This window comes from Klebsiella sp. LY (assembly GCF_004010915.1).
GTDB classification, from domain to species: Bacteria; Pseudomonadota; Gammaproteobacteria; order Enterobacterales; family Enterobacteriaceae; genus Klebsiella; species Klebsiella quasipneumoniae.
Genome location: NZ_CP022444.1, coordinates 1,113,633 through 1,125,341, shown reverse-complemented (window position 1 = coordinate 1,125,341; position 11,709 = coordinate 1,113,633). Strand labels below are relative to the sequence as shown.

General features: G+C 56.7%; 12 protein-coding genes. 6 read left to right on the top strand and 6 right to left on the bottom strand.

Features of this window, described 5'->3' with window-relative positions:
• Positions 1-28: 28 nt before the first annotated feature.
• Both pdxK and CE636_RS08235 read left to right on the top strand, forming a co-directional pair.
• On the top strand, positions 29-895 hold the full coding sequence (pdxK, locus tag CE636_RS08240; RefSeq protein WP_017900459.1) for a pyridoxine/pyridoxal/pyridoxamine kinase: 867 nt from the start codon (positions 29-31) through the stop codon (positions 893-895).
• Positions 892-1,131: a hypothetical protein gene (locus CE636_RS08235; protein ID WP_017900460.1), complete on the top strand. Its 240-nt coding sequence runs from the start codon at positions 892-894 to the stop codon at positions 1,129-1,131. The genes pdxK and CE636_RS08235 overlap by 4 nt, the downstream gene beginning before the upstream one ends.
• A gap of 40 nt (positions 1,132-1,171) precedes the next feature.
• Here the strand turns inward: CE636_RS08235 and crr are convergent, their stop codons facing one another.
• The 5 genes from crr to cysZ form a co-directional block, all read right to left on the bottom strand.
• A complete protein-coding gene (gene crr / locus CE636_RS08230; RefSeq protein WP_000522253.1) occupies positions 1,172-1,681 on the bottom strand; it encodes a PTS glucose transporter subunit IIA in 510 nt (169 codons plus the stop codon).
• Positions 1,682-1,723: 42 nt separating this feature from the next.
• Entirely contained in the window at positions 1,724-3,451 is a 1,728-nt protein-coding gene (gene ptsI, locus CE636_RS08225; protein WP_004201998.1) for a phosphoenolpyruvate-protein phosphotransferase PtsI, read from the bottom strand.
• A gap of 44 nt (positions 3,452-3,495) precedes the next feature.
• Positions 3,496-3,753 (bottom strand): phosphocarrier protein Hpr, encoded by a 258-nt coding sequence (gene ptsH, locus CE636_RS08220; RefSeq protein ID WP_002913505.1) that lies wholly within the window; start codon positions 3,751-3,753, stop codon positions 3,496-3,498.
• 380 nt (positions 3,754-4,133) lie between these two features.
• On the bottom strand, positions 4,134-5,105 hold the full coding sequence (gene cysK / locus CE636_RS08215; RefSeq protein ID WP_004202001.1) for a cysteine synthase A: 972 nt from the start codon (positions 5,103-5,105) through the stop codon (positions 4,134-4,136).
• Between the two features lie 176 nt (positions 5,106-5,281).
• Positions 5,282-6,043: a sulfate transporter CysZ gene (gene cysZ, locus CE636_RS08210; protein WP_017900461.1), complete on the bottom strand. Its 762-nt coding sequence runs from the start codon at positions 6,041-6,043 to the stop codon at positions 5,282-5,284.
• A gap of 230 nt (positions 6,044-6,273) precedes the next feature.
• On the opposite strand from cysZ, the gene zipA reads away from it, so the two are divergent.
• From zipA to CE636_RS08195, 3 genes are all read left to right on the top strand, one after another.
• Positions 6,274-7,335 carry a cell division protein ZipA gene (gene zipA, locus CE636_RS08205; protein WP_004202003.1) on the top strand — a complete coding sequence of 354 codons (1,062 nt, stop codon included), beginning with the start codon at positions 6,274-6,276 and terminating at the stop codon, positions 7,333-7,335.
• A gap of 69 nt (positions 7,336-7,404) precedes the next feature.
• Positions 7,405-9,420, top strand: a complete 2,016-nt coding sequence (ligA, locus tag CE636_RS08200; RefSeq protein WP_017900462.1) for an NAD-dependent DNA ligase LigA — start codon at positions 7,405-7,407, stop codon at positions 9,418-9,420.
• A gap of 1 nt (position 9,421) precedes the next feature.
• Positions 9,422-9,640: a DUF3820 family protein gene (locus CE636_RS08195; RefSeq protein WP_004202007.1), complete on the top strand. Its 219-nt coding sequence runs from the start codon at positions 9,422-9,424 to the stop codon at positions 9,638-9,640.
• On the opposite strand, the gene CE636_RS08190 is transcribed toward CE636_RS08195, so the two are convergent.
• The gene (locus CE636_RS08190) at positions 9,637-10,635 is read right to left on the bottom strand and encodes a bile acid:sodium symporter family protein (RefSeq protein WP_004202009.1); all 999 of its coding nucleotides are present in this window, start codon (positions 10,633-10,635) and stop codon (positions 9,637-9,639) included. The genes CE636_RS08195 and CE636_RS08190 overlap by 4 nt on opposite strands.
• Positions 10,636-10,723: 88 nt before the next feature.
• Between CE636_RS08190 and CE636_RS08185 the strand changes: the two genes are divergently transcribed.
• On the top strand, positions 10,724-11,650 hold the full coding sequence (locus CE636_RS08185; protein ID WP_004202013.1) for a LysR family transcriptional regulator: 927 nt from the start codon (positions 10,724-10,726) through the stop codon (positions 11,648-11,650).
• Positions 11,651-11,709: the final 59 nt, after the last annotated feature.

Genomic DNA, 11,709 nt, shown 5'->3' with positions numbered 1-11,709 from the left:
GACCCGCTGTCCAGCGGGGGGAGAAAAGATGGGCCAGCAAGATGACATACAATCAGTGCTCTTTCACGACAAAAGCCGGGCGTCGGAAGTCGATATCGTCGCCGTGCAGTCGCAGGTAGTTTACGGCAGCGTCGGCAACAGTATCGCGGTACCGGCGATTAAACAGCACGGTTTGCGCGTGCTGGCGGTGCCGACGGTGCTGTTCAGCAATACGCCCCATTATGAGACGTTCTATGGCGGCATTATCCCGGAGGAGTGGTTTGTCGGGTACCTGCAGGCGCTTGAGGAGCGCGACGCGTTGCGCGAACTGCGTGCGGTGACCACCGGCTATATGGGCAACGCCGTGCAAATTGAACGCCTGGCGCAGTGGCTGACGCGGGTCCGCGACCGCCATCCCGATCTCTGTATTCTGGTGGATCCGGTGATTGGCGATGTCGACAGCGGCATCTACGTCAAGGCCGAGATCCCGGAAGCCTATCGTCAGCACCTGCTGCCGCTGGCGCAAGGGATCACCCCTAATCTGTTTGAGCTGGAGACGCTGAGCGGCCGGCGCTGTCGCAATCAGCAGGAGGCGGTCGCCGCGGCGCGAAGCCTGCTGTCGGACAGTCTCAAGTGGGTGGTGATCACCAGCGCGCCAGGAGAGGCCGCTTCGACAATCAATGTGCTGGTGGTGACGGCCGATGCAGTGCAGGTGGTGGTTCACCCGCGGGTGGAGACGGACTTGAAGGGTACCGGCGATCTGTTTTGCGCTGAGCTGGTGAGCGGGTTGCTTTCGGGCCTGGCGCTGGGGGCAGCGACGGAAGCAGCCGCCCAGCGCGTGCTGGAGGTGATGAACTGGACTGCCGCGCAGGGGTGTGACGAACTGATCCTGCCGCCGCTGGAGCAACAGAGATGAAAAGCTATCGGTTAGTGATCCGTCAGCAGGGACGCATTGTTGGTCATTTTGATACCACAGGGGAGGCGGCGCTGGAGGATGCCTGCGTGGCGCGGTCGCTGTTCGGCCTGGCCGGAGGATATCAGTGCGAACTGCTGGTCTCTGACGGCGAGCGGCGCATTCTGGAGAGCACCCCGGAAGGATTGCGTCTCTTATCTCGCGAAAAATGCTATCAGCCGGTGACCCACGCGATATAAAAAAATGGCGCCTTTCGGCGCCATTTCTATGCAGCAATCATTACTTCTTAATGCGGATTACCGGGGTTTCACCCACGGTCACGCTACCGGACAGTTTGATCAGCTCTTTGATCTCGTCCATGTTGGAGATAACCACCGGAGTCAGGGTAGACTTGGCTTTCTCTTCCAGCAGCGGCAGATCGAATTCGATAACCGGGTCGCCGACTTTCACGCGCTGGCCTTCTTCAGCGATACGCTTGAAGCCTTCGCCTTTCAGTTCAACGGTATCAATACCGAAGTGAACGAACAGCTCGATGCCGCTATCAGATTCAATAGAGAACGCATGGTTGGTTTCGAAAATTTTACCAATGGTACCGTCTACCGGCGCGACCATTTTGTTGCCGGTCGGTTTGATGGCAATCCCATCGCCCACAATTTTTTCCGCAAAAACCACATCCGGCACGTCTTCAATGTTGACGATCTCACCGGAGAGGGGAGCAACAATCTCAATAGTTCCGGTGTCTTTCTTGTCATCAGAAACCAGAGATTTCAATTTATCAAACAAACCCATGATCTTCTCCTAAGCAGTAATTTGGGCCGCGCATCTCGTGGATTAGCAGATTGTTTTTTCTTCAATGAACTTGTTAACCAGCGTCATTAACTCGTCCGTTGTCGGTTGAGCAAGAGCCTGCTCTGCTAATACTTTCGCATCTTCGAAGTTCGTGTTACGAATAATCTTCTTGATGCGCGGGATGGAAATGGCGCTCATAGAGAATTCGTCCAGCCCCATACCCAGCAACAGAAGTGTAGCACGTTCATCGCCCGCAAGCTCACCGCACATGCCAGTCCATTTACCTTCAGCGTGAGAAGCATCAATAACTTGCTTAATCAGATTCAGTACAGACGGTGACATCGGCTGGTAAAGATGTGAAATCATATCATTACCACGGTCAACTGCCAGAGTATATTGCGTTAAATCATTGGTGCCGATACTAAAGAAATCAACTTCTTTGGCCAGATGACGAGCAATGGTCGCCGCAGCCGGTGTTTCCACCATCACGCCGATCTCAATGGATTCGTCAAATGCTTTACCTTCGTCACGCAGTTCCTGTTTGTAGATTTCGATCTCTTTCTTCAGCGCACGCACTTCTTCAACAGAGATGATCATCGGGAACATAATGCGCAGCTTACCGAAAGCGGAGGCACGCAGGATGGCGCGAACCTGATCGCGGAGGATCTCTTTACGATCCATGGCGATACGCACGGCACGCCAGCCGAGGAACGGGTTCTCTTCTTTCGGGAAGTTCATGTACGGCAGCTCTTTGTCGCCGCCGATGTCCATGGTACGCACGATAACGGCCTGAGAGCCACAGGCTTCAGCCACCGCTTTATAAGCCGCAAACTGCTCTTCTTCGGTTGGCAGCGCGTCGCGATCCATGAACAGGAATTCAGTACGATACAGGCCTACGCCTTCGGCGCCGTTGCGCTCAGCACCTTCGACGTCGCGAACGGTACCGATGTTGGCGCACACTTCAACCTGATGGCCGTCGAGAGTAATCGCCGGCAGATCTTTCAGTTTCGCCAGTTCGGCTTTTTCTTCCGCAACCTGAGCTTGCAGATTACGCAGCGCTTCAATTTGCTCGTTAGACGGGTTGATCAGAACCTGGTTGTTCACCGCGTCGAGAATCAGATAGTCGCCGTTTTTCACCTGCGCCGTGATGCTGCCGGTGCCCACGATGGCCGGCAGTTCCAGGGAACGCGCCATGATGGAGGTGTGGGAGGTACGACCGCCCGCGTCGGTGATGAAACCCAGCACTTTTTTCAGGTTCAGCTGTGCGGTTTCAGACGGGGTCAGATCGGCGGCGACGAGGATGACTTCATCCTGAATCGCGCTCAGATCGATGATAGCCAGACCAAGGATGTTGCGCAGCAGGCGCTTACCGATATCACGTACGTCAGCCGCACGTTCTTTCAGGTATTCATCGTCCAGCTCTTCCAGGGCAGTGGCCTGACCGTCGATAACTTCATTGGCTGCCGCGTCGGCAGTCATGTGCTTATCTTTAATCAGGGCTATGATTTCCTGCTCAAGCTCCTCATCTTCCAGCAGCATAATATGCCCTTCGAAGATGGCTTCTTTTTCTTCACCGAAAGTTTCACCAGCTTTGGTTTTGATGACCTCCAGCTGGGCGGAGGCCTTGGCGCGGCCGCTCAGGAAACGTTCGACTTCCTGATCAACCTTATCGGCAGAAATTTTCTTCCGGTCGATGACAATTTCATCTTCCTTCAGCAGCAGTGCTTTGCCGAAGGCGATACCCGGGGATGCTAAAATGCCTGAAATCATAACCCTACCTTACTTGTGACTGATATGAAAAAGAACCCGTGAACTTACTCGAGTTCAGCCATCAGTTTAACCAGATGCTCAACAGCTTTCTGCTCATCTTCGCCTTCCGCGGAGAGGGTCACTACGGTGCCCTGGGTCAGGCCCAGAGTCTGCAGTTTGAACAGGCTTTTGGCGCTGGCGCTTTTGCCGTTGGAGGTTACAGTGATCTCAGAAGTGAAGCCTTTAGCTTCTTTAACAAACTGAGCAGCAGGGCGGGTGTGCAGACCGTTCGGAGCGGTAATGGTAACTTCTTGCTGGAACATTATATTTCCCCAACTTATAGGTTTAGTGTTGTGGACCTAAAGTCTAGTCTAACGACTCGACTTTAGCCTGTATTGTTAGCGCCGGCGTTACGTTTCCGGCCTTGGCGTCGGCAGCGCCTGGCGCTGCGAAGACCTGCGGGCCATTGACGTCTAGCACGTCATTAAACATTATGCCGCGAAAGGAAGACTTGAACCAAATCATAAAATCGATTCAGCTGGCGGAAATCCTCTTCTGAATAATTTCGCGCATCAAAATAAATGTGCTGGTTAAATACCAGACCCTACGAGGTGAATCAATGCCAGGAGGGGTAAAACTTTGACGTATGCCACAAAAAAGCACCTGAAAAGGTGCTTTTTTACACATTATTTACAAGCTGGCACTACTGTTGCAGTTCTTTCTCGGTGAAGAGATCGGCAAACAGCGCGGTGCTTAAATAACGCTCACCCGAGGAAGGCAGGATAACCACAATATTCTTATTGGTAAAGGCCTCATCTTCCTGCAGCTTCAGCGCCGCGGCAACGGCGGCCCCGGAAGAGATACCCGCCAGGATGCCTTCTTCTTCCATCAGGCGGCGTGCGGTGGAGATCGCTTCATCATTGGTGATGCCGATTACTTTGTCCACCAGCTTCAGATCCAGGTTGCCAGGAATGAAGCCGGCGCCGATGCCCTGAATTTTGTGCGGGCCCGGCTTGAGCTCTTCACCCGCCAGCGCCTGGGAAATGACCGGCGAATCGGTCGGTTCAACCGCGACGGTGATCAGATCTTTTTTGCCCTTGGTGTTTTTAATGTAGCGGCTGACGCCGGTCAGCGTACCGCCGGTACCGACGCCGGAGATGAAGACATCCACCTGACCGTCGGTGTCTTCCCAGATTTCCGGACCGGTGGTCTTTTCGTGGATTTCCGGGTTAGCCGGGTTGCTGAACTGCTGCAGCAGCAGGAATTTTTCCGGGTTGCTGGCGACAATCTCTTCCGCTTTCTGAATGGCGCCTTTCATGCCTTTGGCGCCTTCGGTCAGCACCAGGTTGGCGCCCAGCGCTTTCAGAAGCTTACGACGCTCAATGCTCATGGTTTCCGGCATGGTTAGCGTTAGCTTGTAGCCGCGTGCCGCCGCCACGTAGGCGAGGGCGATACCGGTGTTGCCGCTGGTCGGTTCGACCAGTTCCACGCCAGGTTTCAGCACGCCGCGCTTTTCAGCATCCCAGATCATATTGGCGCCGATACGGCATTTTACGCTAAAGCTCGGGTTACGAGATTCTACCTTTGCCAGGATACGACCGTTACCAATTCGGTTCAGTCGTACCAGCGGCGTATGACCGATAGTCAGGGAGTTGTCTTCAAAAATCTTACTCATGGCCCGTCCTTAACTGTATGAAATTTGGGGGTACGGCATCAGCATACCCGCTTAAAGAATATGCGGAAGTAAGGATTTAGCATATCTATATGCGTAAGGGAAATAATGATGAGCAAGAAGGAATAAGCGGAGATATAAGGAGCGGCGCTCGCCGCTCCCCGGGGGAGGTGTGACGACTACTTCCAGCTGGCGTGTCTGTCGCGATAGCAATCGACCCACATGGCGGTGGCGCCGCAGATAGCCACCGGGAGGATCACCAGGTTTAACACCGGGATCATGGTGAACAGGCTGGTGAGCGCGCCAAACTGCATATTCATCACCTTGCGGCTGCGCAGCGCTTCGCGCATGGTCCTGAAGGGGACCTTGTGGTTATCGAAGGGGTAATCGCAGTATTGAATCGCCAGCATCCATGCGCTGAACAGGAACCAGAGTACCGGAGCCACCGTCTGGCCAACGCCGGGTATAAAGTAGAGCAGCAACAGCACGATGGCGCGGGGCAGGTACCATGCCAGCTTCTGCCACTCACGCTTCATGATGCGTGGAATATCCTTCATGATGCCAAAGACGCCGACGTCCGGCGGGGTGGCGCCAGTCAGACGCGCTTCCAGCTGTTCCGCCAGCAGGCCGCTGAACGGGGCGGCAATCCAGTTGGCAATAGTAGAAAAGAAGTAGCCAAACACCAGCAGGATCGACAGCACCACCACCGGCCACAGCAGGTAGTTCAGCCACTGCAGCCAGTCAGGTACATGGCTCATCAGCGAAGGGATCCAGCTGTCGAGACGGGTAAACAGCCACCAGAAAGCACCGCCCATCAGCAGCACGTTAACCAGTAAAGGCAGGAAGACATAACGACGTATGCCCGGCAGCCCGATGAGTTTCCAGCCCTGCGAAAAATAGTGTACGCCGCTACGCGGGGTCGGTGCGGATGATGAAACCATAGCCAGGCATTGCTCCTTTTTTAACATCCAGTGTGAATGCTCGCTTATTTTATCGGGTCGTCAGACAATAACCAGTTAGGAAATGTTCGAAAAAACAGCAAAAAGCACGATTTAGTTCATCTTTATGTGGTGAAAGCGACCGACGCACTTGCACTTGAGGTAATCGGCAAATACTCTTAGTGAGTAAATGTTTGCCGTGGTGGCAAGGTGTTAGAACAACAGAGAATATAATGATGCAGGATTTGCGTCTGATATTAATCATTGTTGGCGCGATCGCCATAATCGCTTTACTGGTACATGGTTTCTGGACCAGCCGTAAAGAACGTTCTTCGATGTTTCGCGATCGCCCACTGAAACGTATGAAGTCGCGCGACGATGAGTCGGAAAACGACGACTTTGATGATAATGTTGAAGGCGTAGGTGAAGTCCGCGTTCATCCGGTGACTCACGCTCCGCACGGCGCGCATGGGGAGCATGAAGCCCCTCGTCAGGCGCCGCAGCACCAGTACCAGCCGCCTTACGAGCGCCAGATGCAGCAGCCTGTGCGTCCTGAGGAACCGGTTCGTCAGGCGCCGCCGCCGCGCCAGGCCCCGGTACAACCGCAGGGACAACCGTCTGCGCCGCATGCGGCTCCGCAGCCGGGCTGGCAACAGCCGCAACCCGCGCAGCCGCCCGTGCAACCGCAACACCAGCCGCAGCCTGTTGTGCAACAGCCTGTCGCGCCGCAGCCGGTGACCCCGACCGTCGCCCAGCCGCAGCCGGCCGCTCCGCAGCAGCCTGCGCCACAGCCTGTTGCCGCGCCGCAGCCCGCGGTGGCTGAACCGCAGCCGACAGAGCCGCAGCAGCCTGCAGCGCCACAGCCGAAAGAGCGTAAAGAGACGGTCATCGTGATGAACGTCGCCGCGCACCATGGCGCGCAGCTTAACGGCGAGGTGCTTATCAATAGCATCCAGCAGGCCGGCTTCAAGTTTGGTGAAATGAATATTTTCCACCGCCATCTGAGCCCGGACGGCAGCGGCCCGGTGCTGTTCAGCCTGGCCAACATGGTGAAGCCGGGGACCTTCAATCCGGACAGCATGGCGGATATGATGACCCCTGGGGTGACTATCTTTATGCAGGTCCCTTCCTACGGTGATGAACTGCAGAACTTCAAGCTGATGCTGCAGTCTGCGCAGTATATCGCCGATGAAGTGGGCGGCGTGGTGCTTGACGATCAGCGTCGCATGATGACGCCGCAAAAACTGCGTGAATACCAGGATCGTATTCGCGAAGTGAAAGACGCGAACGCCTGACGTCCCGCGTTATCTCAACTCCTTCTCAACCCCCGCCTGTCGGGGGTTTTTTATCATTGATGGTGTGATATGGAACCGATCGAACAACAACTGACTGAACTGCGAACCACGCTTCGCCATCATGAATACCTGTACCACGTTATGGACGCGCCGGAAGTGCCCGATGCGGAGTATGACCGGCTGATGCGCGAGCTGCGCGAGCTGGAGAGCCAGCATCCGGAGCTGATTACCCCGGATTCGCCGACTCAGCGCGTGGGGGCGGCGCCACTGACCGCCTTCAGCCAGATCCGCCATGAAGTGCCGATGCTGTCGCTGGACAACGTGTTTGACGAAGAGAGCTTTCTGGCCTTCAACAAGCGGGTGCTGGATCGCCTGAAAAGCACTGACCCGCTCATCTACTGCTGCGAGCTGAAGCTCGACGGTCTCGCGGTGAGCATTCTCTACGAAAACGGCGTGCTGGTGCAGGCGACGACCCGCGGCGACGGCACCACCGGCGAGGATATTACCTCTAACGTGCGAACCATCCGCACCATCCCGCTCAGGCTGCATGGCGATAATATCCCCGCACGCCTGGAGGTGCGCGGGGAAGTGTTCCTCCCGCAGGCCGGGTTCGAAAAAATCAATGAAGAAGCTCGCCGCACCGGCGGAAAAGTGTTTGCTAACCCGCGCAATGCGGCGGCGGGCTCGTTGCGCCAGCTGGACCCGCGCATCACCGCGAAGCGACCGCTTACTTTCTTCTGCTACGGCGTTGGGGTGCTGGAGGGCGGTGAGCTGCCGGCCAGCCACTCGGCCCGTTTACAGCAGTTTAAAGCATGGGGATTACCGGTGAGCGATCGCGTCACTCTTTGCCATACCCCCGAGGAAGTGCTCACTTACTATCGTAAAGTCGAGGAAGATCGTCCCCATCTGGGCTTTGACATTGATGGCGTGGTGATCAAAGTCGATTCGCTGGCGCTGCAGGAACAGCTGGGTTTCGTCGCCCGCGCGCCGCGCTGGGCCGTGGCCTTTAAGTTCCCGGCCCAGGAGCAGATGACTTTCGTCCGGGACGTGGAGTTCCAGGTGGGCCGCACCGGGGCGATTACGCCGGTGGCGCGCCTGGAGCCGGTCCATGTCGCCGGCGTGCTGGTGAGTAATGCCACTTTGCATAACGCCGATGAGATTGAACGCTTAGGCTTGAAAATCGGCGACAAGGTGGTGATTCGCCGGGCAGGCGACGTGATCCCTCAGGTGGTCAACGTGGTGCTTTCCGAACGTCCGGCAGATGCCCGGGATGTTGAATTCCCGACCCACTGCCCGGTCTGTCAGTCAGACGTTGAGCGAGTGGAAGGCGAGGCGGTAGCCCGCTGTACCGGCGGCCTGATCTGCGGCGCGCAGCGCAAAGAGTCGCTCAAGCACTTTGTCTCCCGTCGCGCGCTGGACGTTGACGGCATGGGCGATAAGATCATCGACCAGCTGGTGGAGAAAGAGTACGTTCATACCCCGGCGGATCTGTTCCGGCTGACCGCAGGGAAACTGACCGGGCTGGATCGGATGGGACCGAAGTCCGCGCAAAACGTGGTCAACGCTCTCGAGAAAGCCAAAGAGACAACCTTCGCGCGTTTCCTCTACGCCTTGGGCATTCGCGAGGTAGGAGAAGCCACGGCGGCAGGCCTGGCGGCGCATTTTGGCACCCTCGAAGCCCTGGAGCAGGCTTCCATTGAGGAGCTGCAGAAGGTCCCTGATGTCGGCATCGTCGTCGCCACCCATACTTTCAACTTCTTTGCCGAAGAGAGCAACCGCGATGTCATTGCGCAGCTGCTGGCGGAAGGGGTTCACTGGCCGGCGCCGGTGGTGGTGAAGGCGGAAGAGATTGACAGCCCGTTTGCAGGCAAAACCGTCGTCCTGACCGGCAGCCTCAGTCAGTTGTCGCGGGATGATGCCAAAGCGCGTCTGGTGGCGCTAGGGGCGAAGGTGGCGGGCAGCGTGTCGAAGAAAACCGATCTGGTGATTGCAGGCGAAGCGGCGGGTTCTAAGCTGGCGAAAGCGCAGGAGCTCGGCATCGAGGTGATTGACGAAGCCGAAATGATGCGCCTGTTGGGAGAATAACGTGGATAAAGCGCAGCTGGTCGAGATCGCCAATACCGAGATGCCGTTCGGTAAATACAAGGGGCGTCGTTTAATCGATGTCCCGGAGGAGTATTTATTGTGGTTCGCGCGCAAGGATCAATTCCCTGCCGGCCATCTCGGCGAGCTGATGGCGCTGACCCTGCTGATTAAAAGCGAGGGGCTGAGCGATCTGGTCCAGCCCCTGAAGAAAGCGCGTTAGGCTTTGGCGGCGTTAGTCTTTTCCTGAGCGAGACGCGCATCGGTTTGCCGTTTATAGCGCCGCGCCAGCACCGCGCAGACCATCAGCTGGATTTGATGGAAGATCATCAGCGGCAGCACCATGATGCCGAGGATGGAGGTCGGGAAGAGAATATTGGCCATCGGGATGCCGTTGGCCAGGCTCTTTTTCGAACCGCAGAAGACGATGGTAATTTCATCAGCTTTGTTAAAGCCGCAGCGGCGGGCGACGAACACGTTGACCGCGATGACGATGGCCAGCAGCACCAGGCTGACTACCACGATAAACAGCAGCGATCCCAGGCCCACTTTATGCCAGATCCCGTTCACCACCGCCTCGCTAAAGGCGGAGTAGACCACCAGCAGAATCGAGGTCTGGTCGGTCTTACCAATCCACTTCTTATGCTTCGCCACCCAGTTGCCGATCCACGGCCGCGATAAATGGCCGAGCACGAAAGGCAACAGCAGCTGCAGCATGATCTTTCCGACCTGCTCGAGGCTACCGCCTGCGCCGTGAAGGTTCATCAGGACCCCCACCAGCAGCGGTGAAACAAAGATGCCCAACAGGCTGGAGGCCGAAGCTGAGCAGACCGCCGCCGCGACGTTGCCTCCGGCCAGCGAGGTGAAGGCGATGGCGGATTGCACGGTGGCCGGCAGAATGCACAAATAAATAAAGCCGCTGTAGAGCATCGGATCGACCTTCACCGGCGCCCACCAGGCAAACAGAACCCCCAGCACCGGGAAGAGAATAAAGGTGCTGCACATCACCCACAGATGCAAACGCCAGTGGCTGCCGCCGGCGATAATTGCCTCCCGGGAGAGTTTGGCGCCATGCATAAAGAACAGCAGGGCGATGGCGGCGGTGGTGAGATGTTCAAAGAAGGGGACGAAAGCGCCACGGGCCGGGAAGAATGAGGCCAACAGGACAACGGTGACCAGGGTTGCCGTAAACGGATCGAGAATGCGGAAAAGTTTCATAAACGCTCCTGAAAAGAGATGCGCTATTGTGCTTTTTTTGATTTGAGAAATAAAATTGATTTATTGCATCTATTCATGAATTAAAAAGATGAATTACTCTCTGCGTCAGTTAAAAGTATTCGTTACCGTTGCCCGCGCCAGGAGCTTTAGCCGGGCGGGGGAGATGATTGGCTTAAGCCAGTCGGCCGTCAGCCACAGCGTCAAGGAGCTGGAGCATCAGACCGGAGTCCGTCTTCTTGACCGTACCACCCGGGAGGTGGTCCTCACCGAGGCGGGTCAGCAGCTGGCAGGCAGGCTGGAGCGTTTGCTCGATGAGCTTGCGGTGACGCTGCGCGATGCCGGTCGGGTAGGCCAGCAGCTGAGTGGCACCGTTAAGGTCGCCGCCAGCCAGACGATTTCCGCCCACCTTATTCCGCAGTGTATTGCTCACAGTAATCGACGTTATCCTGATATCGATTTTGTGCTGCACGACCGGCCCCAGCAGTGGGTCCTGGAGAGTATTCGCCAGGGAGAAGTGGATTTTGGCATCGTGATTGATCCGGGCCCGGCGGCCGATCTGCAGTGCGAGGTAGTCCTGGCGGAACCTTTTTTGCTGCTCTGCCGGGAGGATCATCCTTTTGCCAGCCTGACTGAAGTGCCATGGCAGGCGCTACAGAATGAGAGACTGATCCTGCAGGACTATGCTTCCGGCAGCCGTCCGCTGATTGATGCGGCGCTCAGCAGGCTGGCTGTCCGGGCGAACATTGTGCAGGAGATTGGCCATCCGGCAACGCTGTTTCCGATGGTGGAATCGGGAATTGGCATCAGCGTACTGCCGGCGCTGGCGCTGCCGTTACCGCAGGGAAGCCATCTGGCGGTGAAGCGACTGACTCCGGTAATGGAGCGGCAGCTGATGCTGGCATGCCGGAAAAACCGCTCGCTGTCGACCGCCGCCCAGGCGTTATGGGAAATCGTGCGAGAAGAAGGGGGCAATCTCACCGCCGCCAGGGTTGAAGATCCGCTGTATCAGCGTTGATTGCGTTTTATCGCCACGGGGAAGCTCGTGGCCGGGGCTGTGTTCCACGCATAGCAAAA